The organism is Pseudomonas sp. NPDC098747 (assembly GCF_044760045.1).
Classification (GTDB): Bacteria; Pseudomonadota; Gammaproteobacteria; order Pseudomonadales; family Pseudomonadaceae; genus Aquipseudomonas.
The window spans coordinates 47975-72882 of sequence record NZ_JBIWAL010000029.1 but is presented as its reverse complement, the minus strand read 5'-3'; the positions used below and the strand labels follow the sequence as shown (position 1 = coordinate 72882).

The 24908-nt window shown below is 58.6% G+C and carries 19 protein-coding genes and 1 pseudogene; 10 read left to right on the top strand and 10 right to left on the bottom strand.

All coding sequences use genetic code 11. The features are described 5' to 3' along the window. The 6 genes and pseudogenes from ACIQVE_RS18240 to ACIQVE_RS18215 all read left to right on the top strand — a co-directional run. A pseudogene (locus tag ACIQVE_RS18240) lies at positions 1-249 on the top strand (type VI secretion system tip protein VgrG); the annotation flags it as partial. Then, positions 246-1112: a DUF4123 domain-containing protein gene (locus ACIQVE_RS18235; RefSeq protein ID WP_402810703.1), complete on the top strand. Its 867-nt coding sequence runs from the start codon at positions 246-248 to the stop codon at positions 1110-1112. The pseudogene ACIQVE_RS18240 and the gene ACIQVE_RS18235, both read left to right, overlap by 4 nt. Continuing rightward, positions 1109-4387 (top strand): toxin VasX, encoded by a 3279-nt coding sequence (locus ACIQVE_RS18230; protein ID WP_402810701.1) that lies wholly within the window; start codon positions 1109-1111, stop codon positions 4385-4387. The genes ACIQVE_RS18235 and ACIQVE_RS18230 overlap by 4 nt, the downstream gene beginning before the upstream one ends. Further along, positions 4384-5346 carry a hypothetical protein gene (locus tag ACIQVE_RS18225; protein ID WP_402810699.1) on the top strand — a complete coding sequence of 321 codons (963 nt, stop codon included), beginning with the start codon at positions 4384-4386 and terminating at the stop codon, positions 5344-5346. The genes ACIQVE_RS18230 and ACIQVE_RS18225 overlap by 4 nt, the downstream gene beginning before the upstream one ends. 34 nt (positions 5347-5380) lie before the next feature. Continuing rightward, complete coding sequence (locus ACIQVE_RS18220; RefSeq protein ID WP_402810697.1) at positions 5381-5863, top strand: hypothetical protein; 483 nt, start codon at positions 5381-5383, stop codon at positions 5861-5863. Positions 5864-5891: 28 nt separating this feature from the next. Next, the gene (locus ACIQVE_RS18215) at positions 5892-6389 is read left to right on the top strand and encodes a hypothetical protein (RefSeq protein ID WP_402810696.1); all 498 of its coding nucleotides are present in this window, start codon (positions 5892-5894) and stop codon (positions 6387-6389) included. 45 nt (positions 6390-6434) lie between these two features. Here the strand turns inward: ACIQVE_RS18215 and ACIQVE_RS18210 are convergent, their stop codons facing one another. After that, positions 6435-7247 (bottom strand): VanW family protein, encoded by an 813-nt coding sequence (locus tag ACIQVE_RS18210; RefSeq protein ID WP_402810694.1) that lies wholly within the window; start codon positions 7245-7247, stop codon positions 6435-6437. Positions 7248-7475: 228 nt separating this feature from the next. Here ACIQVE_RS18210 and ACIQVE_RS18205 point away from each other — a divergent pair, with 228 nt between their 5' ends. Next, complete coding sequence (locus tag ACIQVE_RS18205; protein WP_402810692.1) at positions 7476-8303, top strand: glycosyltransferase family 2 protein; 828 nt, start codon at positions 7476-7478, stop codon at positions 8301-8303. Positions 8304-8644: 341 nt separating this feature from the next. On the opposite strand, the gene ACIQVE_RS18200 is transcribed toward ACIQVE_RS18205, so the two are convergent. The 4 genes from ACIQVE_RS18200 to ACIQVE_RS18185 all read right to left on the bottom strand — a co-directional run bounded on the left by ACIQVE_RS18200 (position 8645) and on the right by ACIQVE_RS18185 (position 13567). Then, positions 8645-9229, bottom strand: a complete 585-nt coding sequence (locus ACIQVE_RS18200) for a hypothetical protein (RefSeq protein ID WP_402810690.1) — start codon at positions 9227-9229, stop codon at positions 8645-8647. Between the two features lie 159 nt (positions 9230-9388). Continuing rightward, a complete protein-coding gene (locus tag ACIQVE_RS18195; protein ID WP_402810688.1) occupies positions 9389-10456 on the bottom strand; it encodes a lipocalin-like domain-containing protein in 1068 nt (355 codons plus the stop codon). Next, on the bottom strand, positions 10446-12917 hold the full coding sequence (locus ACIQVE_RS18190; RefSeq protein WP_402810687.1) for an FtsX-like permease family protein: 2472 nt from the start codon (positions 12915-12917) through the stop codon (positions 10446-10448). Before ACIQVE_RS18190 ends, ACIQVE_RS18195 begins: the two co-directional genes overlap by 11 nt. Next, positions 12914-13567: an ABC transporter ATP-binding protein gene (locus ACIQVE_RS18185; protein WP_402810685.1), complete on the bottom strand. Its 654-nt coding sequence runs from the start codon at positions 13565-13567 to the stop codon at positions 12914-12916. The genes ACIQVE_RS18190 and ACIQVE_RS18185 overlap by 4 nt, the downstream gene beginning before the upstream one ends. 138 nt (positions 13568-13705) lie before the next feature. On the opposite strand from ACIQVE_RS18185, the gene ACIQVE_RS18180 reads away from it, so the two are divergent. Beyond that, a complete protein-coding gene (locus ACIQVE_RS18180; RefSeq protein WP_402810683.1) occupies positions 13706-15679 on the top strand; it encodes an alkyl/aryl-sulfatase in 1974 nt (657 codons plus the stop codon). Positions 15680-15772: 93 nt separating this feature from the next. On the opposite strand, the gene ACIQVE_RS18175 is transcribed toward ACIQVE_RS18180, so the two are convergent. From ACIQVE_RS18175 to ACIQVE_RS18165, 3 genes are all read right to left on the bottom strand, one after another. Beyond that, on the bottom strand, positions 15773-17110 hold the full coding sequence (locus ACIQVE_RS18175; protein WP_402810681.1) for a DUF1329 domain-containing protein: 1338 nt from the start codon (positions 17108-17110) through the stop codon (positions 15773-15775). 11 nt (positions 17111-17121) lie between these two features. Further along, positions 17122-18948: a DUF1302 domain-containing protein gene (locus tag ACIQVE_RS18170; protein WP_402810679.1), complete on the bottom strand. Its 1827-nt coding sequence runs from the start codon at positions 18946-18948 to the stop codon at positions 17122-17124. Between the two features lie 98 nt (positions 18949-19046). Further along, entirely contained in the window at positions 19047-19889 is an 843-nt protein-coding gene (locus ACIQVE_RS18165; protein ID WP_402810678.1) for an AraC family transcriptional regulator ligand-binding domain-containing protein, read from the bottom strand. Between the two features lie 96 nt (positions 19890-19985). On the opposite strand from ACIQVE_RS18165, the gene ACIQVE_RS18160 reads away from it, so the two are divergent. After that, on the top strand, positions 19986-20906 hold the full coding sequence (locus ACIQVE_RS18160; RefSeq protein ID WP_402810676.1) for a LysR family transcriptional regulator: 921 nt from the start codon (positions 19986-19988) through the stop codon (positions 20904-20906). A gap of 158 nt (positions 20907-21064) precedes the next feature. Here the strand turns inward: ACIQVE_RS18160 and ACIQVE_RS18155 are convergent, their stop codons facing one another. Next, positions 21065-22000, bottom strand: coding sequence for a LysR family transcriptional regulator (locus ACIQVE_RS18155; protein ID WP_402810674.1), 936 nt, complete (start codon positions 21998-22000; stop codon positions 21065-21067). Positions 22001-22071: 71 nt separating this feature from the next. Here ACIQVE_RS18155 and ACIQVE_RS18150 point away from each other — a divergent pair, with 71 nt between their 5' ends. After that, positions 22072-23091, top strand: coding sequence for a helix-turn-helix domain-containing protein (locus ACIQVE_RS18150; RefSeq protein ID WP_402810672.1), 1020 nt, complete (start codon positions 22072-22074; stop codon positions 23089-23091). A 112-nt stretch (positions 23092-23203) separates the two neighbouring features. On the opposite strand, the gene ACIQVE_RS18145 is transcribed toward ACIQVE_RS18150, so the two are convergent. Then, positions 23204-24901, bottom strand: a complete 1698-nt coding sequence (locus tag ACIQVE_RS18145; protein ID WP_402810670.1) for a sulfatase-like hydrolase/transferase — start codon at positions 24899-24901, stop codon at positions 23204-23206. Between the last annotated feature and the right edge of the window lie 7 nt (positions 24902-24908).

Genomic DNA, 24908 nt, shown 5'->3' with positions numbered 1-24908 from the left:
GGTGGCAGCTTCATCAAGATTGATGCGAGCGGCGTGACCATGAGCGGCCCGGTGATCAACATGAACTCGGGCGGTGGACCGGGTAGCGGCACGGGCGCGGCGCCGTTGTTGCCGGGGCCGTTGAAGCAGGCGGATGCGGATAAGGCTGGGCAGTTGCTGGTGCCCGCCTTGCGTCAAACCCTGCAACGAGCAGCCACAACGGCTCAGCCAGTCTGCGAGATATGCCAACAACTGAAGGCGATGAAATGATCCCCGGTGCCACGCGTTATCTGCTTCTGGATGGAGCAAAGATCGAAAACCTGCCGACCCGTTTGTACAGCCTAGACGACAATCCAACTATCGAATGGCTCTATCACGCCACGCCCTACAAAGAGGTGTTTGATGTCGGTCCAGCGCTGGTTCTCCTGCGCAACAATGGCGCCCTTGAACAAGCCTTTACTGAGCATTGGCAACATGATGCCGGCCTGCTAATTGAAAGCGACGCGCCCTTGCCGCAACTGGCTGAACACCTGCGCAGCCTTATTCACGCTCGAGTAACTGGCGAGGTGACGTTGCTGTTTCGCTACTACGATCCGCGCGTCATGCGCCATTGGCTGCCGACTCTGATCCCGGGCGAAAAAGATCGCATGATGGGCCCGGTCAGCCGAGTGCGTCTGCCCGGGCGCGATGGTCAAGGAGAACAGTGGATCGTGCGCGATCAACGCCACCAAAACGCCGAGCAATATGCCGAACGGCCATGGTTGTATCTGGATGATCAGCAGTTGCAACAGCTCAATCAAGGCAAGCTGGAAACCTTCGATCAGCAGTTGCTGGAGCACGTCCACACCTACTTTCCCGACTGCCTGGCCCAGCGCTCGACTGCTGAACAGCAGCAATGGGCGGTGCTCTGCCGTGAAGGCGCCGCCAGCCACGGATACTCTGCGCCAAAAGAAGTGGTGCGCTGGTCTGCTCTGGTTGCCGAGCACGGCACGGCGTTTCCGCAAGCGCCCGACCATCAGGCCTACCGCGAGATCCTGCAACAACCAACGCTTAACGCCACACAACGCCTGGACGCCTTGTTGGTAGAACTGCATCGCCATTGGCTGCTGACTGACAAGGAGTCCATTGCATGACCACCGCACCACTCGATAAAAACCGCAGCCTGGCCGCTGCCGATCAGGCAGCGCAATGCCAGTTCGGCGACGAAGAGTTGTCCAGCCCGGCTACCACCTGCCCTGCGCGCCAACCCGAAATCTTCGTGGTTCCCAGCCGCTACGCAATGGCCGAACAGGCTGCCGAACACGCCGATTTCGCGCCTTCCAGCCCAACCAAAAGCCACCCGATGGCCTTGCGCCGCTTGCGCGCGGGTTACGTCTATCTATGGCATGCCGAAGGCCCCCTCAAACGCTACGCCGTCGCGTCTGATGGTTTGCTGGTTGAACAACCGCTGACGAAACCCCACTCTGCTCTGACGACCGGTGAAAACGCCGGAATCGCGTTGAACAAAAGCACCGACGTGTGGATGCTCTACAGCGAAGTACCATTGGGCAAAGACGCCTGCGAGCGCCTGAAAAAGAACGGTGAACGACGCAAGCGTATGCGTCAGATCGCCCTCACCGACGTCGCCAAACGCCTGTCGGCCAAACACTGCCCGCCGCTCGAAAAAGCCCCGACACTTGTCGCCGAACTCATGCCGAAAGTTCGCGAAAAAACCCTCGCACATGAACATCAAAAGAACGGCGCGACTGACCGCGAAGGCGTGAAAGAACAACGAAAAACAGCGCAAGCCGCGCCTACTCAAGACAACATCAAAGCCTATTCCGCCAGCTCGGAATCTCTGCGCGAACGCGAACAGGCGGCCGGCACGCAACCACCGGGCGAGCCCGTGGTCGAGCCTGGGAATTGGAGCGCCAGCCCATGGGAACTGGCACCTACGCAAGCCTGGCTGGACAAAGCCAAGAGCGAGTCAGCTCCGCTGTATGCTGTGTTTGCTGCGCTGGATGATGATCTGGGGGTGTTGCGAGATATCGACCACGAACAGAACAAGGTCGAGGCAGAACACGAAGAGTGGGTAGCCGACAATAGCTTGCGCCAGACCATCGGCAGCTTTATCCGCAACATGGTCACCGAAGACGGTGGCGAAGTTGCCAATCTGCTCAACTACCGGTATCGCGAACACAACCTGCAACTGACACCGGAACAGGGCGACACCCTGATCGACAGTCAGAAGCAGCTGAACACCCTGATGCTGGAAGAAACACGCATCAACCAACAACGCGGCCGACAGTATGGGCATGCCCAAGCGGATGGCCTGTTGGCTCAGGTTCGATCCCGTGAAGAGGCCGTACTGAACAAGGTACGCAGCTTCATCCCGAGCGAGCTGCATCAGGAAGCGCAACAAGTCGTGCGAGATTATCGCCAGGAAAAAACCAGCAATCTGGAAGGTGGCGGCGGAACCAAAGTTGGTGAATACATCGACTTGGCGAGCATGGACCATTGGCTGGATCAGGAGGCGCCGCAGCACTTCAAACAGGTCGAAGAACGCCATCAATTGCTGTACGCCGATCGCAAAACCTACCTGCCACGCAACGACAGCGGCACGTGGTTTGTCGACCAGAGCAGCGAAGAACACCTCAAGTGGCTGGAAAGCCTGACGATCGCTTGCCTCAGCGCTCAGTGCAGCCGTAGCGAAGGCGCCAAACAGTTTGCCGACTACGTGAGTAGCGATGACCCCGGTTTGCTGCGTCTGGTGTTCCAGGCGTGGAGTCCGAGCCTGGAAGCGGCGGTAAACAATACCTCGCGCCTCAACGAACTGGTCACGGCGCTCAGTCTGGAAAACCTCGCCGACTCCCGCGCAGCCGCAATCAAGATTCTGGACACTGACACCCTACGCAATATCGAGCGGTTGGCGAGTAATCTGGAAGGCGCCTGGACGGCGACCATGACCCGCCTCGGCGCGTCTTTGATTCATGCAAGCAAAGGCACGGCAATGGCAATGGGATTATTCCTGGTCATCCGCCTCGGCGATAACACCCGCCTTGTGCAGGGCGTAGAGAACGGTATCAAGGTCTGGCGCTTGGTCGGCCAGAACGCTGAAGCCCTCAGCCAATGGACCCGCAGCACCGCTCAGGCCATCAGCCTCGGTCGCGTCAACGGCATCGTCAACGCCCCCTCGATCAAAGCCTCGGGTGGCCTGCTGCCGCTGGCGGCGCTGGTGGTCAACATTCTCAACGCCGGCACCTATGCCGGACAGGCGGGGGCGCTGGAAGGCAGCGATGAGCAGCGTCAGGCGGACTCTCTTTCTGCGTATTTATATGCAGGGGCGGCGTTGGGGGCGGTGATTCAGAATTGGATGCTTTTGGGGAAAGGAGTAAAGGACATAACCGGTCGACTGCCTCTGGGGCTTTCTGCAACGGCTCCAACGCTCACTCTGTTCAGTGGAGTTGTTGGATGGCTATCCGCTGCGGCAGCCTATAAAGAATTCAAGTCGCTTCAAATTCAAATAGAGAGTGCTCAAAGCAATATCGATCCGTGGCTTAAAATCAAACAATTGGCCGTTGCCGGGCAGGTTGCCGTGTATGGAGCGCAAGCACTTCTAGGGCTTGGACTAACGGGGATGCGGCTATCAAATCAAATTTCAACTCCAGTGGCCATAAAACGCTTTCGCCTTGGGATGGGGCCAATGAATTTCTTGTTGTTGGCACTCGGGGGTCTTTACCTGTTCGCCTGGCTCCGCCAAGCCAGTCCGTTGCAGAATTATTTGGCGAATTGCTGCTGGTCCCATCGCCGTGCAAATACCAATAAGGCTATCGAGCCTCAGGCACAACTGGACGAAATCAACGAACTGATGATGTTGTTGTATCAGCCGAGAGTGTCGATGGAGACTCGAGAAGTTCGTATCAGCGGGGTTCTGGGCGACACAATCACCCAGGACGCCATTAGCCAGTTAAGCATTGACTTGCCGGGTGCTGCACCAGGAGCGGCACAAATCGATTTATCCATGAGCGGCAATCCTACCCCAGTCTCGGCGGGGTTCGGTACCGGTACTCGAGGTACGCCCACCGACCTGGGTGCTACTTGGCTGAATGCCAGCCAGTGCACTTGGATTTCCGCCGATGCCGGCCAGGGCTTGCGCCTTACCGGCAGCTTCTCGCAGCCACTTACTCGCTTGTCCTTGCGCGTATGTTACCTCAGTCCCGTGGCACTGCTGGCCGGTGACGGTGCTACCATCGGCGGCACTAAAGGCCTCGCGTACACACTATCGCCCAATGGCGGCTTACTGAGTCCGGATGGTGAAATCATCACCCTGCGATCGGGCGAGCCAACTCCCGAGCTAGATCGGGCCAGCGTTCACCGTCTTGGCCCACAACAGAACTCTAACTACCTGACCCCCAAGGATAAGGCATGACCTCAGCCGCAACCGGCACTCGCAAAGGATTGCTCTCACGAGAGGACTATCTGGCACCACCAGCAATCCCGACGGGGCAAACACCCAAAGATGTGCTTAACAGCATTTGGCGCAAGAACGACGTGTTTCTTGATATTGGCTCCTACAGCATTGGCTCTGCCGTCATGGTTATTTGGCCAGTGCTGCTTATGAGTATTTGGTTTGTGCAGCATGAGAGTTCTTCTGAAGGATATTTTGGAGGTGCATTAGCGCTTTCGTTATTTATCGTTGGCCTTCCAATTCTTCTAGTCTTCAAAGGCTTGATCAGCCCAGTACCACCTCCTATTCGCTTCAACCGCCAACGGCGCGAAGTCTGTGTCCCATTCGAAGATGGCCGCTACTGGATCGTGCCTTGGGAACAGGTCACCGCCCAAGCTGTAGCGATGGACTCCGTCGGCCAACATGGCAAAACAACTCAAGGATTATTGGTTGTTGGCTTTCGTAATCCAGATATCAATGCCCCCGAGAAAGAGCGCGACTTCAGTCTGGGGTTCAGTTGCGGCGGCGGCGAAACGGCCATGAGCCTTTGGGAGTGCATGCGCAGTTTTATGGAAGTTGGACCGGACGCTACTCCACAAGGAAATGACCTAGAGGGCATTCGCGGAAAACTTGGAAGAAAAGGCACATTCTGGGGTATCTGGTACGGTTTCTTTACGGGTATTCGTGACCACCTGATAGCCAAAGAGTTTGGCCAAGCACTGTGGCTGTTTGTATCCATTTTTCTTCTGGGAACGCCTCTGGCCATGATGCTTCAGGTTTGGAAACTCGCACCCCCACCTGATCTGACTGATCCCGCCATCGTCGAATGGTCCAAACCCCTTCCTCCCGAGCATTGGGCCAAACGCTCCCCTGAGTTGGAATTGGCCATCACCAAGCGTGAGACAGAACTGGCCGAGCAACCAGTACAGGAAATGGCTTAAGGGTGAGCCGTCCGCCATTACTCAAGGACAAGACATGAGTACGCCAGTGACGGCCACCTTCCAAAACGCTTTAGACCAACATGAAATCCCTGACTTCTTCAAAGGCAACGGGGTCTACTTCGCCAGAGGCTGTGACTGGGGCGAGCACTTGCACATAAACAACTGGCAAGGGATGTGTGCCGCGTTGAGGCACCAGGACTCAGCGCAAGTACAACTGACCCGGCTCTTTGAGGAGTACGTTCAAAGCCTCGAGGAAAACTACATCGACTCGGACGGATTGCTATCGAACCTGAGGGCCTATTACGTCCTGAGGAAGAAGAATCCGTTTCTATCCGCGGCAGGTTACGACCTGACCGCCGCTCTTGGTGAAGCCAGCCGAAAGAAAGCTGGCGTGCTGTTCAGGCTGCTCCGGGTATCCTACGACAAGGAAAACGCTGGCACTACGAAGTACTCGTTCGACCAGGAGCTTCAGAGACTGCGGAGCCTTGGTTGCACCATTGAACTTGAAATGCTTTGACCTCGAAGCATTGAAAAATGGAATTCCCATGGATAAACGTCTGATCACTCTGGAAAACGGCTGGACCGCCATCTTCGAAAACAACGGTGAATTCCACATGGGTGCAGAAGGTTGGAGCTTGCTCCTGCAAGGACCGGATAACAGGACGATCCAGTATTTCGCCGACCAGATTGTTTTGGTCAACGATGAAGACGGTACCCAGGCCAATTCTTGCATTCGCCTATCGAGCGATGGTGTTTACGGATACTTGAGCACAGCCGTTGATAATTGCTGGGTAATCGATTTTGCGCGGAGCATGATCGCCCCGCACCGAGTGAGCATCCGTCATCACCATGACACCTACGATGAGAGCGTCGCGCTTTTCGAGCAGCCGGCCTTCAAACGTGCGCGGCAATACATCAGTGTTGTCGGAAGATACATCTATCTGACCTTTCCGCTGACCAAGGATGAGGATTTTGCCAAGGTATGGGATGAGTATCTGTCGATACGCAGACGCCAGCTCGACGAGCTCTATTTCAGAAACTGATCAGATCCGGCGCGCCGTGCTCAGCGAAGTGTATTTGCGCGCGCCCTACCCGATCAACTCGTCCGCCACCGCATACTTGACCACCACACGGTTGCGATAAAGCCTCTCCCGCATCACCAATGCCCCCACCTGCCCCTTCTCCCTCACTTCCCGCCAAATCTCATTCTCCCGATACACCCGCTCGCCCTCGCGCACAAACCGATGCCCTTCCTGAAACACGTGATACCGATACGCCCGCACCTGATCACACAACAACTCCCCCTCCAGTTGCGTCTCCCCGACATTCAACTTCAACTGAAAACACCGATCTGTCGGGTTATGCAGCACCAGATCAACGTAGTTATAGAAAATCGCTGCCCCGGAGCCGAAGGGCAGTACTCGCCCCTCATCCGGAAACGGATCGAAGCTGTGATTGGAGCGCTCAACTACCACCAGCGGTGAGTGAATGGCCATCCAGTGGATCAGGTTACTCAGTTGGCAGATGCCGCCACCGATGCCGGAGCGGGCCTCACCGAAGGACAATTCCATCCCTTCAACGTAGCCACGTTTACGCGTTGGGCGGCCGACGAGGCGGCAGAAGGAGAAGTGTTCGCCAGGTGCGATGGTCACGCCGTCGATGGCGGTCACGGCAAGTTTGAGGTTGATGACTTTGTTGTGTTGCAGGGCGAGGTCGGAGTCGCCGAGTTTACGGATCAGTTTCGAGGTGTGTTTGAGATAGCGAAATGGCAGACGCTCTACCGAAGTCAAAATCCGTGCGTAACGCCTGCTGGAGCAGTGCCAGGCGATGTGCCGGAACAGTCTTTTTTGCCACACGCGCAGCCAGTACAAGGCCGGGTGGTAGAGGGAAAGTGGTTTCATCCGTGACGCAACGGCGATCGCCGCTTCTTCCTTGAATCGTGAATTGGGCGGGCATTCTAGCCTTTAATCCGAGCACGCCAAGCCAATACGTCAGCTTTTTCCTCGACTCACTTCGACACATTTTGAAGCGCTGCCAGACCCGCAAATTAAGCTTCGCCTAAGGTTGGCTCGCTACCCTCCCGGCTCATAAACCCTGTCGTCATTGACCCGCGGATGAGCCTTTCTGTTATGAGTGCGTTTGATCTACCAACCCAACCACAGCCGAACTTCAGCCTTGTCCTGGTCAATTACAAAACCCCGGACATTACGCGGATGTGCCTGGAGTTATTGCATCAGCACGTCCAGGAACAGCGCATTCCAGTGTGGGTGGTGGACAACGATTCAGCGGATGAAAGTCTGGATTACTTGCGTTCGCTCGACTGGATCAACTTGATCGAGCGGCCTTCTCCGTGCAAAGAAGCGGGCCATATTGCCCACGGCAAGGCACTTGATCTGGCGCTGGAAAAGGTTGAAACCGATTATTTGTTTTTGCTGCACACCGACACCTTCGTCTATGACAAAGAAGTGTTTGCGATGATGCTGCGTGAGTGCAAAAAAAGTTCGGACATCGCGGCTGTCGGTTGTGTCGAGCAAATCAATCGGGGGGTTGTGCGGGATACCTGGCGTTTAACTTCACGCTTTTGCAAGCATTATGTTCGCCAGGCAAAAGTTCGTCTGGGTTTGAAATCCAAGCCGCCAAGACCTTATAAGGAAACTCACCTGAAGAGTTTCTGCACCTTGTGGAATGCGCGATTGATGAAGTCGCAAGGTCTGCACTTTTGCATGGATGATCGCGTACCCGGTTACACGCTGCAGGATCGAATGGTGAGCCTTGGATACGGCATCAAGCTGCTGTCGCCGCGCAAGATTTTCCGTTATCTCGATCACATCCAGGCAGGAACGGTCGCAGCGGCGGGCACCTACGGGGAAAATCACCGGCGGACGAAAATGTACCAGGCAACAATCAAGCGTTTTCAGGGACAACGAAGCAAACCCGAGATACAAACATCGATTTAACCCACCGCAATAAAAAGAGGGTGACTTTAAAAGTCACCCTTTTTTTATCTGAAATTGTATACATCCGCTCCGATGGAGGTGTTCGCCCAGTGTAATGGCCTGGCAATCCATGCACCGGTAAAGAGCCCTGACACTGGGCGAACGCGGAGGATTTTAATTGAAGTTGGCGGATATGTCGCCATTCTTAAATGTAAAATTTATGTACGAAAAAGTTAATAGATATTTATCGATGAATCTCTCACGAACCTTTCACGAAACTTTCAGAAAACACACAACCAACTAATAGTGTGACTACTCTAATACACAGACTGTACAAGAGCAGCCACTTTGTAGAATTTAACTCAACTTTCGTGCTGACTGGTCACTTTTAATACATCGGTGTAAGTGACAACAACGCTCTGCCCGACTTTGAGGTTTTTCAGTTTGTCTTGGATTTCTGGCCGTTCGACGGTTAGGGTTTTCGATACGCCGGCAGGGTTTTGCAGGGTCACCTGGTTTTTATTCAAATCAATTTTGGTGATTTTCAGTTGTACCTGAACCTGGCGGTATGCTTCACCGCCGGGGTTGCTGCTACCCGGAGCATTACGTAATTCACCGGTTCGCTCGGTGGAGCCAGGCAGACCTTTATCCACATCGGTATCGAGGTAGGCGGCAACGGAGCGCGTCACCTCCACCGTCACTTGATCGCCGACCTTGAGATTGGCGAGGTTTTTCGCCTTCTCCGTGAGCTGTACGTGAACCTGCTTGCCTTCAGCACCTTCCAGGACAACCTGGTGTTTGTCGGCATCAACCGCCAACACCTTGGTGGTGACTCTATCGGCTTCGACAGTTGCGGACAGCGGTATGTCGGCGGCAAATGCAGTAAGGCTTGAGGCGGACAGCAGCGTTGCGAGAGTGATGGACTTTGCCAGTGCATGAAACTTCATAAGCGTACTTTCCCTGTCAATGAGTGGCAGCACCCGACGCCGGAATCATTTCAGACGTGGGGTGTGTCACTGAGCATAGACGCTGTTCAGGGCTTGGCTTTGGTTTGTCGAGTTCGCGGGCGACCGACAGGTAATACTTTTGTAGAGGAGGGATTTGCATCAATAACCGGTCATTTCCAGGTAACCCCTGCCGCCGTGACTACCGCTAACCCGCACCGGGCCTTCCCAGTAGGGAATGCGCAGATTCATCCACGCGTTGGGGTTGAGCGCCGAGACGCTGATGTCGAGGTGTTTGTCTGGGATGCTGATCGACCAGCGCACCGGCATCGCGCGGCCGGCGACCTTAGCAGTGTCTTGCGGGACGAGTTTGATCTGCTCGCTACGCAGCGTTTGCGTCTGGCCATCGGGGCCGATCCAAGTGCCGGTCAGGTACGGCGTGCCCTCCTTCTGGCGCATGCGGTAAAGCATCAGGTGTTCGCCGCTGTCCAGATGCAGGGAGAACCAGTCCCATCCGGTCTGGCTGGCGGTCAGCGGCTGGCTGCTCCACTCGCGGTCGAGCCACGCCGGGCCGCTGACGGTGTAGGTCTGGCCATCGATTTGCAACGTGCCGCTGGCCTGGAAAAACGGCTGGCTGTAGTAATACGACGCCTGCCCTTGTTCGGATTTCTGGCTGAAACCCTTGTCGCCCTGCAATACCAACGGACGGCTGGACGTGAGATGGAGTTGATAGGCGAATGATCTATCGCGAGCACTGAGTTGCAGGTCACTCAGAGGATCAACCGCCTGACTGCTGAACTGCCAATCATCGATCCACGCCTCGAACGGCGCCAAACGCACGCCTGCCTGACCGACGCCGCCACGGGCGTAACGCTCCGCAGCATGATGCGCTGTCGCCGAAGTTACTGCAGCATGCCCCAGCCAGATCGTTTGACTGCCCCAACCTGCCTGCTCCGGCACCGGTTTGAGGGCGCTGCGAAACAGCGTCCATTGCACACCGAAATCATTGCCCTGTTGATCCTTGAGATTGGCGGTGACGTACCACCACTCGATACGAAAACCCTCATGGGCGCCGTGATCCGCCGGAAAGCTGAACACCCGGCCCGGCACCACCGGCGCAAATGCCTGCGCCTGATCGCCCATCCCGGCGAAGCCCTTTTGCTCAGGCACCGACTGATCGCAGCCGCCGAGCAACAGCAGAACCATCAGCACAACGAAGTTAATCCTCATGGGCAAACGTCCTCAGCAGATCCGCCGGTTGCTTGCGGTACAGCGAATACAACGGCCACGCCGACGCGAGCAATGTTGCCAGCAGCGCCAACCCCATCAGTTGCAACAACTGCCAAGGGAACACTCGCAACGGCAGACGCCAGCCAAACGCCTGCACGTTGATCACCGCATCCAGACACCACGCCAGCGCGATCCCCAGCGGCAACGCCAACACCAACGTCAGCACCGCCAGCAGCCAGGTCTGACCGAGGTTGAGCAGCATCAATTGGCGCCGTGTCACGCCCAGTGCCCACAGCGGCGCGAGTTGGCCGAGACGGCTTTGGCTCTGGGTCAACAGGCTGATAAACAGCGCCACGCCCGCCACCGCCAGCGTCAGGCTGTTCAACGCCGCCGTGGCAGCAAAGGTGCGTTCGAACACTTGAACCGACCAGCCCTTGAGCCTCGCCTGATCGACGATACGGCTGTCATCAAGCTGAAAATGCGCCTGCAATGCACTCAAGAATCCCGGAATATTCTGCGGGTCGATGCGCAGATTGAAACGGTTCGGCGTCAACTGTGGCCAGCCGCGCAGCAGATGGTTGCTATTGACCAGCACGTGGCCCTTGGGATTGCCGTAATCAGCGTAAATGCCAACGATGCGCGGTGACCACGCGCCATTCGGGGCAGGAATCGTCAGGCGATCGCCGGCGCGCACATGCAGGCGCCGCGCGAGTTGCTCGCTGAGCATCACCGCATCGTCCGTTGCCAGATGCGCCCACGGATCGCCGCTGCTGGCATCGAGCAGCGGCCAGTGCTGACGATAATACGGGTGATCGATCACCCCGTAGACATCCGCCGGCCAGCCTTGCAACGTGACCGAGACTTGCCAGTTGGGCAGCACCGCCGTTACCAGTGGCTGCTGCTTAAGCCAGCTGGACATCTCGCGAGCCTGAGCCGGGTTGCTCGGGTTGATGTAGAGCTCGGCGCTCAGTCGTTGTTCGAGCCAGTCGTTGAAGGTCTGGCGAAAACCGGCGGTCATGCTGCCAGCGCCAATGTTGGCCGCAAGCGCCAAGAGCAACGCCATCAGCGCCAGGCTCAGTGCCGGCAATTGTTGACGGCAGTCGGCGAGAAACCATTGGCCGAGCACCGAACGACTGTGCCCTAGCAGTTGATTCAGCACCCCACTCAGCAGTACCGGCAAGGCCAGCGCGGCGCCGAGCAACAACCCCGCCATCAGCACAAAACCGCTGGCCAGGCTGTCGCCCCAAATCAACGCCACCAGCGCAATTACGCCCAACACCAAGGCCAACCAGCCTTGGCGCCGCAACCAGCGCGCATATTGTTGATGCCAGGCTTGCGGGTCCGCCACCGCCAGCAGCGGCAAACGGGCTGCGCGAAGCAGGCTGTTGGCGCCGGCCAGCAAGGCGCCGAGCAGGCTCAAACCGATCCCGCTGAACCACCACCAAGGGCTCAGACGCAACTGCCCCGCCACTTCCGCACCGTACAAACCGCGCAGGCTGGCGGCGACATCCGGCAGCAGCACACTGGCCAGCCAATACCCGCTGATCACGCCGAACACTCCGCCGATCAGCGCCAGCACGCCCAACTCAACGATCAGACAAGCGATCAACATCCGCGCACTGACCCCACAGGCGCGCAAGGTGCGCAGCAAGCCGCGCCGTTGCTCCAGAGCGAGGCCGATGGCCGCATGCACGATGAACAAACCGACGATAAACGAGAGAAAACCCAAGGCATCAAGATTGAGGTGGAAGCTCTCGGTCAGGCGCGCCAGATTGTTTTCCTCGCCACTGCTTTTGAGCTGCAATTGGCCTTCGAACGCGGCCGGCAACTCACCGTGAAAATCCTTGGGCAACAGCAAACGCGAGAGTTGTCCGGGTTGTTCGAGCAGGGTTTGCGCGACGCCGATGTCAACCAATAATACGCCCGGCGCCATGCCCTTTTGCGCCAGCAGCGGCGGCAACATCTGGCCACTGAGCGTGTACGGCGTAGCGCCTTCGCGCAGGTTCAGGGCCTGCAAGGTTTCCGGGGAAATCCACGTACTGCCCGGCGGCGTGAAGAATTCGACGACGCGCTCGATCGGCATGGCCTGCCCGGCCACAGCGGAATCCGCTGGCAGCGACACCGGTTCGATGCCCATCAGTTGCAGCCGTTGATTGTCGTGATCCTTGAGGCTCAAGCGCCCCTGCAACAGCGGCGACACCGGCCAGCCCTGGCGCCGCAAGTCAATGAACCATTGTTGGGGGAACGTCGCACCGTTCGGCGTACTCAGGCTGGCCTGTGGTTCGCCGCCGATCAATTGGCTGGCGCGAGCGTAACTGTCGCGAGCCTGACTGTTCAGCGCCTCGACGCCGGTCAGCAGGCTGGTGGCCAGCCACAATCCGGTCAGCACACTGAAAAACTGCACCGGGTGCCGCCGCCAATGGCTGAGCAGCGCACGCAGGGTTTGCCCGAGGACGATCACGTCAAACGTCCGCTGGACAGCACCACCCGCTGCGCCAACCGCGCCGCCACCCGAGGGCTGTGAGTGACCATCAGCAACGTCGTCGGCGTGTCGTCGAGCAGTTCCAGCAACAATCGCAGCACTTCATCACTGGTCGCTTCATCGAGGCTGCCGGTTGGCTCATCCGCCAGCAGCAGTTTCGGCTGCGAGGCCAGCGCCCGGCCCAACGCTACCCGCTGCTGTTGGCCGCCCGAAAGTTGCTCGGGATAACGCTTGAGCAAATCAGCAAGGCCCAGGCGCTGCACCAGATGCGCTTGCCAACGCGGGTCGTGGCGCCCGGCCAGGCGCGCCTGAAACGCCAGATTGTCTTCGACGCGCAAACTGCCGATCAGGTTGAATTGCTGGAACACCAGACCGATTTCCGTGCGGCGCCAGTTGGCCAGTTGCGCTTCGTTCATGCTTTCGAGCCGATGCTCGCCGCTGCGAATGCTGCCGCTGTCGACCTTGTCGAGACCGGCGATCAGGTGCAGCAAGGTGCTTTTGCCACTGCCGGATTCGCCCATCAGCGCCAGGCTGCTGCCAGGTTCCAGCGTCAGATCGACACCTTGCAGCACCGGCAACGGGCCTTGGGGAGTGGCGTAGTTTTTGAAGACGTTGCGGACCTCAAGCATGGGCAAACCTGATCGATGGACGTGAGCCAAGGATAGCGGTGCTGAATGGTTTTTGTCCGCTGGTGATCATCGCCGTGCCGGAGCCGCGCCCTACCCTCCGACACTGGTCCAGCCATAACGATAACAATTGGAGAAACCATGCCCCGTTTCACTTTGAGCCCCCGTGGCCTGCTAGCCTGCCTGATTACCGCGTGTCTGAGTCAAACCGTGATCGCCGCCGATGCACCGGTTGCCGCCAGCGCCCAGACCGCCGCCGGCAACGCCGCCGTCCTGCAACAATTACCGTTCAGTGATCGCACCGATTTCGAGTCGGTCAGCAAAGGCCTGATCGCGCCTTTCAAGGGCCAGATCAAGGACGCCGCCGGCAAGGTCATTTGGGATCTGCCCGCCTACGACTTCCTCGCCAAGGATCAGGCGCCGGAATCGGTCAATCCGAGCCTGTGGCGGCTTGCTCAACTCAGCGCCCATGCCGGCCTGTTCGAAGTCAGCCCGAAGCTGTATCAGGTGCGCGGCCTCGATCTGGCCAACATGACCATCATTGAAGGCGACGACGGGCTGATCATCATCGACCCGCTGACCATGGCCGAAACCGCCAAGGCTGCGCTCGACCTCTATTACGCGAACCGTCCGCACAAACCGGTGGTGGCGGTGATCTACAGCCACACTCACGCCGACCATTTCGGCGGCGTGCGCGGTGTGATCGACGAGGCCGACGTCAAGGCCGGCAAGGTCAAGGTGTTCGCCCCGGTCGGGTTCATGGAACACGTGATGAGCGAGAACGTCTACGCCGGCAACGCCATGAGCCGCCGTGCGCAGTACCAGTTCGGCAGTTTGCTGCCGCGCGGTGAGAAGGGTCAGGTCGACGCTGGCTTGGGCAAAAGCACGCCCAGTGGCGGCACTATCACGCTGATTCCACCCACCGACCTGATCACCAAGGAACTGGAAACCCGCACCATCGCCGGTGTGCAGGTTGAGTTTCAACTGACGCCGGGCACCGAAGCGCCAGCCGAGATGAACCTGTATCTGCCGGAACTGAAAGCCCTGTGCATGGCGGAAAATGCCACGCAAATGATGCACAACGTGCTCACGCCGCGCGGCGCCCAGGTGCGCGACGCCAAGGCCTGGTCGCAATATCTGGACGCCAGCCTGGTGCGTTACGGCGACAAGGCCGACGTGCTGTTCGCCCAGCACAACTGGCCGACATGGGGTGGCGAGCGGATCCGCACGTTGCTCGCCGATCAGCGCGACATGTACGCGTTCCTCAACGACCGCACGCTGCACCTGCTCAATAAAGGTCTGACACCGCTGGAAATCGCCGACGCGGTCAAGAAGCTGCCGGGCTCGCTGGACCAGAAGTGGTACACCCGCAGTTATTACGGCTCGCTGAGTTTCAACGTTCGCGCGGTGTATCAGCGCTACATGGGTTTCTATGACGGCAACCCGGCCAACCTCAATCCGCTACCGCCAGTGGATACCGCCAAACGCACGGTCGAGGCCATGGGCGGCGGCGCTGCGGTACTGGAGAAAATGCGCAAAGCCATGGCCAGCGGTGACTATCGGTGGGCGGCGCAGTTGGGCAATCAGTTGGTGTTCGCCGAACCGGACAACGCCGACGCAAAAAAGGCCCAGGCCGAGACACTGGAGCAAATGGGTTATCAAAGCGAAAACGCCACCTGGCGCAACATGTACCTGACCGGTGCAATGGAGCTGCGCAGCGGCGTGCCGCCGCATGCCGGGACTTCGGTGTCGGTGGACATGGTGCGGGCGATGAGCCCGGAGATGTTCTTTGATTTTCTGGCAGTGCGCCTGGACAGCGACAAAGCGGTCGGCCATGACCTGACGCTGAACTGGACGTTCGAGGATCAGCAAAAGGACTTCAACCTGACCTTGCGCAATGGCGTGCTGACGCATCGTGCAGGTCTGAATCCTGCGGCGGATGCCAGTGTCAGCCTGAGCAAGGACACGCTGGAGAAGATCAGCCTCAAGCAACTGGACTTCCCGACGGCCATGCAGAAAGGGTTGATCAAGTTGCAGGGTAACGGCAAGAAGTTGGGTGAGTTGATGGGTAGCCTGGATACATTTGGGCCGCAGTTCAATATCGTTACGCCGTAAAGATCAAAAGATCGCAGCCTTCGGCAGCTCAGGGGCAAGATGATCGTCCAGACATCGCCCACCCTAAGGTGGCGATGTCATCGGTTGTGGTGGTTACTTGGCCCAGCGCCGCAGATCCGACGGCGTGTAATCGTCAGTCTTCGCCGCAAACCCAACCCGCATCGGCTGGGTCTCTTCGTTGGCCAGCCCACCGGCGTAATAACGCCCGGCGATCAAGTCATAGGAAGTCTCCAGCACGTTGTAGGTAAAGCCATGGTCGTACTGTTGAATTGCGTGCAACTCACCACTGCGCCACAGCTCGCCACGGCTGTCGTACTGATCCGCCTGAGCGATCTGCCAACTGTCTTCATCCACATAAAAACGGCGTTTGGCGTAAATGTGCCGGGCACTCGGCTTGAGCGTGGCTTCCACCACCCACACCCGGTGTTTTTCATAACGCGCCAGATCCTGATTGATGTGGTTGGGCTTGATCACCTCGTCGTATTTGAGCGCATGGCTACCGATCTTGTAGCTGTTATAGGGGATGAACAGTTCTTGTTTGCCGATCAGTTTCCAGTCGAAACGATCCGGCGCGCCGTTGTAGCCGTCGATGTTGTCGGCGGTGATCAGGCCGTTGCTGTAACGCGCACTGTTGTCATAGGCGATCATCGGCGCGCGGCGCACACGACGCTGGCCCGGCAGGTATTGCCAGGCTGAGCGCGGTTCGGCGACCTGGTCGATCGGCTCGTGCACCAGCACCGCTTCGCCGGACAACCGCGCCGGCTCCAGCACGCGACTCTTGAACAGGAACAGCGTGTTGGCGTTCGGCTCAAGCCCGGACACCGTGTCGGCAAAGTTGATCAGCGACTGGTTGCGCACATAACTGGTGGCGCCGTTTTCGCGCACCAGTGCCGAGCTGCTGATGCGTTCGTAACTGCCGCCGCGATAGCGGGTCATGTGGTTCCACATCACCTCCAGCCCTTCGGTGGGCAGTGGGAACGGAATGCCGCGGGCGTAATCGTGCAAGCCGTTGCCGCCATCGGCCAGGCTGGTTTTGGCGACATTGGCGCGGCTTTGATCCAGCACCTGCCTGGGCAGATTGGCGCTGCGATGGCTGGGGTAAATGTTCATTTTATAGCTGTCCGGGTAGCGCTTGAACAAGGCGATTTGCCCGGGGCTGAGAAACTTCTGGTATTGCGCCAGATTCTGCGCGGTGACGGTGAACAGCGGTTTATCCGCCGCATACGGATCGCTGTAACTGCCCTTGCTGTCGACGGTGCCGGCGGTGCTCGGCAAACCACCGCTCCATGCCGGAACAGAGCCGTCGGCGTTGGCGGCCATTTCCGAGCCCATCGGTGTCAACGTCTTGCCCAGCGGCGTCGGATCGTTACCTTTGGCCTGAGCCAGACCGACGCTGCACGCCAGCGCGAGCACACACATTTGCATACGCATGAGGTTTCTCCTTAGAAGTCTGCCTTGAAGCTGACGGACGCAAAATCGCGGTCGTCGAGCGTGCTGTAGTCGTTGGAGCCGAAGAAGCTGTTGTAAGCCAGTTCGACGCTGTAATCGTTCATGTAGACGCCGGTCAGGCTCAGGCCGAGGGCTTGCTGGCCCTCTTGAAACGGCCCTTGCGGATCGTAGGAATAACCCGAGACGTCATGCCGCCAATTGACTGCCGGGATCAGGTTGATCCCCGGCAACACATCGCTGTATTCCAGGCTCGCGCGCAGGCGATAACCCCATGACCATTCGGTGGCGAAACCCTTGTCGGTGCAGTATTGATTGGTCACGCCCGACGCGACGGTGTTGCACGCGGTGCCGTTACGCGGTGCGCTGCGACCGAACGCGGCATTGCGGCCCAAACGCTCATCGCCCAGATCGTCGATGTGCACCACGCCCGCCTCGCCGAACAGACTCAAACGAGTGGCGCCGAGAATGTTGTCGAACGCCTGGGTCGCCGAACCTGTCATCTGCCACACGCCTTTGCGCTCCCAGCCGTCATAACGGCTGCCGCGATTGGTGTTGAACCCCGGTGGCAGATCAATCCACGAACTGCCGCCCGGCCCGGAAATCACCGCAACGTTGATGTCCGGCGCGTTGATCGCCAAAGGCATGTTCGGCCGATAGCTCAACTCCCCCGCCAGCGAAATACCGCTGAGTGGTTCGACGCCGTTGAGGCTGATGCCGTAGAGGTGAATGTTTTCCGGAAACGCCGCCGCGTAACTCGGCGCCTGAACGCCGCCGGGGAAGGTGCCGCGCAACGCGGTGTTGCGCGCATCAAGGGTGAAATACGGCAAACGAGAGTGATAGTTGATGTAGTAGATCGCCGCTTCGGCATCGTTCAGCGCCGGGATCATGTTGCGCAATGCGAAGCCGAACTGGCCGTTGTCCGAGGGCGATTCGTTGCCCCGAGACGTCGCGTACAGACCGCTGGCCTGCATCTGTTGATCGGTCTGCACCTGGCCCAGATACAACGGCCCGCAGCCTTTCTGGATGACATCGCTGGAAGCGAAAAACGTTCCGCAACCATCCAGCGCGCTCGGGCGCCAGTTGTACTGGTAGAAGCCTTCCAGGTTGAGGGTGTCGGACAGGCCGAAGCTGAACGAAACCATCTCCACCGGCAACTGCCCCTCCTTGATCTCCACACCCGGGCGATTGAACGCAGAAACGTCGAGCGGGTTGATCACGTTGATGCCGTTCTGGATCAACAGCGATTCACCCCAGGACAACACCTGATTGCCGACTTTGACGTTCAACGGCCGATCAGCAATCTGGAAGTCTTTCCAGACGTAGGCGTCGAGCATCTTGAAGCCCTTGAATTTCGACAGATCATCCCAGCCAGAATCATCGAATTTCTTGAAGCGTCCGTTGCCGTCTTCATAGGCTGTGTCATACCAGTATTTGAAACGAATGAACGCGCCCTGCCCCTGTCCGTCGAGGCTGAAATCAGTCAGGCCCTTGAAGTTCTGCGAGATCGGGTCGCCCTTCTCGAAATTAAGCCGGTTGTCATCGGCGCTGACGCTGTTGCCGTTGGCTCGCACGCCTTGGGCTTGCAAGGCATTGGCCCGGGTCATCAGGCTTTTTTCGTGGTTCTGGGTCGACCAGCTACTGCCCAGCGTCAGCGTGGTTTTGGTCGACAGGCTCCAGTCTTCGTTGAGCTCGAAACTGGTGGCATAACCGGGGCTCGACAGAGCCGCGAGAATCGCCAGTGTCAGGGGTTGCGTACGGGTGTGGCCACGCCGGGAAAGTCGCAGACGGACTTGGGGCGTGACCGAGCATGTTTTTATCATTATTGGGCTCCGGTCAGGTTTGCTCAGCACAGACACGGTGCCCAACCTCTAGCCGTTACACGCAAGCGATGGCCGACAAAAAACAATCATCGCGGTACTTACAACGGATTGAGCCGGAACTGCTTCGGCGTGATGCCGAACTGTTTGCGGAACGCGCGGATGAAGTTGCTCGGCTGGCGGTAACCGAGACGTTCGGCGATGCGTTCGATGGGTTGATCGCCCGCTGTCAGCCAGTGTCGGGCCATTGCCAGACTGTCGTTGCGACTGGGTGCGGATGATTCAGCCTGCCAGTGACGGAGCATGCTCTGGTGCAGGAACGGATTGGCGCCAAGCAGCGCGTCGTCGAGGCTGGCGCGGTGCATTGTCAGGCGCGGATGCTCGCCCTGTTCGACATTGACGCCGGCGCTGCGTAGCCAGTTTCCGGCCGCTTGCGGCGGGCACAGATTGACGCTGAAAAACACTTGGTCGGGCGCCTTGCCCAGCCGCCGGGCGATATTGCGCACCAGCGTTAGCGTCGCGGCATCAAGGCCGAAGTGATGCACCTGGCCTTGCACCGGGCGCAAATGCAAATGGGCGAAATTACCGAGTTCCTGCAATTCGACCGCCACGTAATTTGTCACGCGCGGGGCGAATGTCACAAAGCAATCGAGACTGGCGCGCAGGGTTGCCGCGGAGTCGAGCAGAATGTTCAAGCCTTGCAGGCAAGTGGTCGCCATTGCGTTGACCAACTCGCAACCGAACGTCGGGGCGACACCGGCCTGCTCGCACTCAAGCCACAGTTGCTCGACCGCGTGCGCGGGAATTTGCCGATCCTGATCTTCCAGTGCAGAGCGGCTGATACCCGCGCGCGCCAGCAAGGTTTGCGGGCACAAACCCGACTGTTCGGCGTGGCCGAGAATGGTCCGGGTGAAGGCGCTGGAGGCGAACATTGGATGGGACATGGCGACGACTACCAAGAGACAGGCGTGTACTTATGCCAGCCAACGTGATATCGATCCAATGCATTAAAAGTATCCGCAGAATGCAGGAGACGCATGATGGATTTGCGACAACTTCGCCACTTGGTAGCCCTCGCTGACTACCGCAACTTTGGCCGTGCGGCCGAGGCGATCAACCTCAGTCAACCGGCATTCAGCCGCAGCATCCAGACGCTTGAGCGCGATCTGGACTGTGAATTGGTGGAGCGCCGCAGCCGGGAATTTCGTCTCACCGGCCAGGGTGAACTGGTGCTGCAACATGCACGGCGCCTGCTCGCCGGCAGTCAGGCGTTGCAAAACGAACTGACGCAATACAACGGCCTCACCAGCGGAGAGCTGCAATTTGGTTGCGGCCCTTATCCGGCGCAAGTGTTGGTGCCGGAAGCGTTGGCGCAATTCATCCAGGCCCACCCGGCGATCCGCACGCGTTTTCATCAGGGCGACTGGCAGCAATTGTCGCTGTGGTTGCGTGAACAGCAGATCGAATTTCTGGTGGCGGATGCGCGTTATTTCATCGGCGATCCGCAATACCACGTGCACCTGCTGCGAACCCGTCCGGGGCGGTTTTTCTGCCGCGCCGGTCACCCACTCGCCAGTCAGCGTGATTTGAAGCTGCGTGCCCTGCTCGACTACCCGGTGGTGGGCACGCGCATTCCGCCGATGATCCGCAAAATCCTTGCCGATGTGTTGGGCGAGCCTGACTTCAACCCCAGCGTCGAATGCGCCCAGTTCGACGCGATCCAGCGCGTGGTGCTGCGCTCCGACGCAGTGGGTCTGGCGACGCTGGAGGCACTGCGTGAACAGGTCGATCAGGGCTTGATCCACTTGCTCGAATTCATCGACATACCCCGCGACGACCCGGCCCTGCAACTGAGCTACGGCATCGTCACCCGCGTCGGCTACTCCATGACCCCGGCGGCGCGGGCGATGGTTGAAGCGATTCTGACAGTCGATCAACGCCTCCTGGCCGCCAACCTGTAATCACCAAATGTCGGCTGCACCGGCCTCATCGCTGGCAAGCCAGCTCCCACAGGTGTCAGCGGCGTGGCCAACGACTGCGCTCAAACACAAAACCTAGTGGGAGCTGGCTTGCCAGCGATGGCGGCGGCACATCCACCACATCCGCGCCTGACACACCGCTATCGCGAGCCGGCTCGCTCCCACAGGTGCTGGGTTTTAGCCGGGGTTTGTTGAGGTTCGCCGAGGGCGCGCAGCAGGCAGTGCATGGCTTCTTCGCGGCTGCGTTCGAAGCGGTAGCGGGCTTCGATGTACAGCGCCAGTTTCAGTTCCACCGCATCCTCCAGCGGCAACGGCACTTGCTGCATGCCCAAGGCTGCGGCTACCCGGCTCGGCAAGCTCAGGCCGAAAGGCTGGCGGTCGGCGATCAGTTTCGCCGCCAGGGTGCTTTGCGTGGTCACGGCAATCCTGCGGCGCAGGCCTTTGAGGCCCAATTGCAAATCCACCGGACTGAGCCCATCGCGCCGGCTCGACACCTGAATCTGCGGTTGTTGCAAATACGCCTGTAAGGTGCGCGGTGGCTCCTTCAACCCGGCACCATAAGCAAACACGTAGTGATCCGCTGCCAAGGTGCGTTTGTGCAAGCCATTGAGCCCGGCCAATGGCTGGTCGAGGTCGAGCAGAATATCGAGTTTGCCGCTGGCCAGATCTTGCAAGGCATCCCGCCGCCGCGGCTGAAAATAGCGCACCTGCCAATCGGCATGCGGTGCTTCAAGCAACGCGTCAAGCAGCACCGGTTGCAGACAATCCAGGCAACTGATGCGCAGCAACGGATTGCTCTGCCGCGCCGCCGGGATCATGCGCAAACCGTCGCGTAAAGACTCCAGCGCAGCGCGCACATAATCCGCCAGCCGATGCGCGACCAACGTCGGCGTCACGCCTAAACGACTCTTGATAAACAACGGATCGCCACACAATTCACGCAGTCGCCGCAGCGCGTTGCTCATCGCCGGTTGCGACAGGCTCATGACATCGGCGGCACGGGTGACGCTGCGTTGCTGATAGATCGCATCGAAAGCGAGCAGCAGGTTCAGGTCGAGCTGGCGTAAATCAAGCATGGTCTTGCTCCGGCAAATCGCTTAACGTCGGCCAGCCTAACCAGTGTTCCGAAACAAGCGGTGAGCCCTACATGACAAAAATCAATCAGCCACCCGCCAATGCTTTCTACGCCCCGACCCTGCTGCCAGCCATCGAAGAATTGCTGGCGCGCGGTGTCGCGCAAGCAGCCATCGAGGCGTTATTTCACCGCAGTCTGTTCGATCTGCGCACGCCTTTCATGCGCATTCCGCTGGTGTTGTCACGCCGGTTCTGGGCATTTGCCCTAGAGCAGACTGGCGATCCGCTGATCGGTCTGGCGGCGGGTCGGCGCTTTGTTTCGACGGCCACCAATGGCCTGACGTATCTGTTCGATGTCGCCGTGTCGCTGCAAAGCGCCTGCGATTATTTCGTGCGGTTCTTTCCTTTCTTCAACGGCCATTACCGCGCGCAGATCGTGCGTGAAGGCGACGCTGTCGAACTGCGTTTGCTGGATGCTGGCAGCTTGCGAGCGTGTCCCGCGATTGCCGATTACATCCTCGTCAGCCTGTGCAGCATGTTGCGGCGCAAATTGCTCGCCAGCGGTCTGGGGCGTGATCCGGTGTTGAGCGTGGCGCTGGTTTCGGCCAGCCGCGCAGAACATGAGCGCGCCTTTCGTGCACCCGTGGTGGGTGGGCAGGCGTATCCGGCAATTCGGCTTGATCCGCAGTTGTTCGTGGCGCCGTTGACACCGGGCAATCGGTCGCTCGAACAAACGCTGGTGGAATTGCTGGAGCAGACCCGACGCAACAGCGAATCGACCTTGCTGGAGCAGCTCAGCGATTATTTGATCGCGGATCTGGCAGCGGCTGACTGGAAGCAGTTTTGCGCCGCACAGCATTTGATCGAACGCACGGCGGCTCGGCGGTTGAAGGCGTTGGGCTGGAGTTTTTCTGAATTACTGGATGAGTATCGACGCTACCGGGCCGAGGATCTGTTGCAGACGGGTGAGCTGGAGTTGGTCGAGGTGTCTGATCGTTTGGGGTATAGCGATGTACAGAGTTTCAACCGCGCGTGTTTGAGGTGGCTGGGGTGCGCGCCGGGGGTGTATCGGGCTCGGTGGGGCAAATCCTGATCTTTTGGTGCCAGGCCCGGCCTCTTCGCGAGCAAGCTCGCTCCCACAGGGAATCGCCGTACAAATGTGGGAGCGAGCTTGCTCGCGAAGGCGTCAGACCTGCCCCCCCATTTCACTGCCCCGCCGCCACACTCGCTGGCGCCTTGGTCGGCGTCACAATGTTGCCCAGATCTATATGCTTCCACTCAGGCTTGGCCCCCAACCGCGCATTGAAGCGATAGTTGAAGGTGAAGTCATCTGCTGTCGGCACCGTCAGCGGCTTGCCGTACACGGCTTCGATCGCCGCCAGGTCATACCCCATCAACTGCAACAGGGTCGGGAAGATGTTGTAGTGACTGGAACGATCCTTGTTCGCCGCCAGCTGTGCCGACCAGTCGAGGGTTTTCAGTTCACTGCCCTGAATCACCACCAACGGCACCAGCCCCTCCTCCTCGACCGGATCCCCGCCGCAGTGGGTGTTGAGCCCAGGGTTACCGCGTTCGTGCAGATCTTGCCCGTGATCGGAGGTGTAGATCAGCAGTGCGTTGTTCAGATTGCCCTTGGCTAACACCCGCGCAAAAAACTCGCCGACGTTCCATAAAACCGTGTTTTTGTAGGCGTTGCGATACAGCACCCAGTCATCCACCTGACCATTGAAACCATCGCGCTCACCGGTGTCGGCGACTTCCGTGAACTGCCCGCGCGGCAAGGTCGGGCGGTAGGCCATGAAGGCATCCGGGTATTTGTCGTGCACCGGAAAATGCGCGCCGACCTTGTTGATCAGAATCAGCTCGGGCTTGTCATCGTTGAGCAGTTCGATAAGCTTCGCCGCTGCCGCCATGTCGCGATCGCGTACGCTGGTCTGATCGAATTGGACAAACTCGTCGATATCCTTTTTCTCGGCGTCGTTCATCAGATTTTGCAGGTTGCCGCCGGTACGTTGGGCGTCGATGTACACCGTGCGTAGACCGGCCTTTTTCGCGTACTGCCAGATTGACGGCAGCGTGCTGTTGATGCGCATGTAGTCGGTGCGGGTGCCACCGTAGCGCAAGGTGATGTTGGTGTCGGCGCTGCAATTGGCGATGGACGCGGCATAGCCGTAATTGAAGACGTCGACGCCTGCGTGCGGCTGTTTGAGGTTGCTGTGCACGCCGAACGGCGCGTTGATATCCAGATAATTGCCGGAGATGCTTTCGTCGATGATCAGCACGATGTCGTGGCCGACCGCTTGCGAGGTGCGCGCCAGCGTGACCGGTTCACGCGGGCCGACCGTGTTGTGCAGCGCCTCATAGGCAAACAGATTCAGATAGGCCAACGGCGTGTACATGATCGGCAAACCGCGGGCGCCCTCGCCCGCGCGCAGAAACAGCACAGTGCTGAGCAGCAGCACGCCACACAGCGGCGCCGCCACGCGCAATGCGTTCGGCACGATGAGCGAATGCCGTGGTTTGAGACCGATGCCAAATAACAACAGCAGACCACTGAGCGCACCGTGGATGATTGCGTCACGGTACTGGTACGCCGCTTCCTGAATGAAGCCGCCGGAATACACCAGCGAGACGAAATTGCTGTAGCTCAGGTAATCCGCGGTGACCCGGGTATAGATGTCGAAAAACACCGCCGACATAAAAATCGCCAATGCGAATAAATGCCGAATGAGTGTTTGCCGTATATACGCCGTTAGATATAACGCCAAAGTAAGCGCCAAAAACATCGCGCCAAAAAGAAGTACAGAAAAACCCAGGCCGATAGCATTTAACCGCTCAATGTAATATTCGGAATAAAGCAGCAGATAAATAATTAAAAACAGTTCTTTCAAGTATCGAAACATGGCAATT

Bases quoted from the DNA above. Each gene is read 5' to 3' on its own strand.
- ACIQVE_RS18225 (WP_402810699.1), top strand. From the start codon at position 4,384: ATGACCTCAGCCGCAACCGGCACTCGCAAAGGATTGCTCTCACGAGAG.
- ACIQVE_RS18180 (WP_402810683.1), top strand. From the start codon at position 13,706: ATGCCCCGTTTCACTTTGAGCCCCCGTGGCCTGCTAGCCTGCCTGATT.
- ACIQVE_RS18175 (WP_402810681.1), bottom strand. From the start codon at position 17,110: ATGCGTATGCAAATGTGTGTGCTCGCGCTGGCGTGCAGCGTCGGTCTG.
- ACIQVE_RS18210 (WP_402810694.1), bottom strand. From the start codon at position 7,247: ATGAAACCACTTTCCCTCTACCACCCGGCCTTGTACTGGCTGCGCGTG.
- ACIQVE_RS18150 (WP_402810672.1), top strand. From the start codon at position 22,072: ATGACAAAAATCAATCAGCCACCCGCCAATGCTTTCTACGCCCCGACC.
- ACIQVE_RS18220 (WP_402810697.1), top strand. From the start codon at position 5,381: ATGAGTACGCCAGTGACGGCCACCTTCCAAAACGCTTTAGACCAACAT.
- ACIQVE_RS18155 (WP_402810674.1), bottom strand. From the start codon at position 22,000: ATGCTTGATTTACGCCAGCTCGACCTGAACCTGCTGCTCGCTTTCGAT.
- ACIQVE_RS18165 (WP_402810678.1), bottom strand. From the start codon at position 19,889: ATGTCCCATCCAATGTTCGCCTCCAGCGCCTTCACCCGGACCATTCTC.
- ACIQVE_RS18170 (WP_402810679.1), bottom strand. From the start codon at position 18,948: ATGATAAAAACATGCTCGGTCACGCCCCAAGTCCGTCTGCGACTTTCC.
- ACIQVE_RS18215 (WP_402810696.1), top strand. From the start codon at position 5,892: ATGGATAAACGTCTGATCACTCTGGAAAACGGCTGGACCGCCATCTTC.
- ACIQVE_RS18235 (WP_402810703.1), top strand. From the start codon at position 246: ATGATCCCCGGTGCCACGCGTTATCTGCTTCTGGATGGAGCAAAGATC.
- ACIQVE_RS18205 (WP_402810692.1), top strand. From the start codon at position 7,476: ATGAGTGCGTTTGATCTACCAACCCAACCACAGCCGAACTTCAGCCTT.
- ACIQVE_RS18200 (WP_402810690.1), bottom strand. From the start codon at position 9,229: ATGAAGTTTCATGCACTGGCAAAGTCCATCACTCTCGCAACGCTGCTG.
- ACIQVE_RS18145 (WP_402810670.1), bottom strand. From the start codon at position 24,901: ATGTTTCGATACTTGAAAGAACTGTTTTTAATTATTTATCTGCTGCTT.
- ACIQVE_RS18160 (WP_402810676.1), top strand. From the start codon at position 19,986: ATGGATTTGCGACAACTTCGCCACTTGGTAGCCCTCGCTGACTACCGC.
- ACIQVE_RS18230 (WP_402810701.1), top strand. From the start codon at position 1,109: ATGACCACCGCACCACTCGATAAAAACCGCAGCCTGGCCGCTGCCGAT.
- ACIQVE_RS18195 (WP_402810688.1), bottom strand. From the start codon at position 10,456: ATGAGGATTAACTTCGTTGTGCTGATGGTTCTGCTGTTGCTCGGCGGC.
- ACIQVE_RS18185 (WP_402810685.1), bottom strand. From the start codon at position 13,567: ATGCTTGAGGTCCGCAACGTCTTCAAAAACTACGCCACTCCCCAAGGC.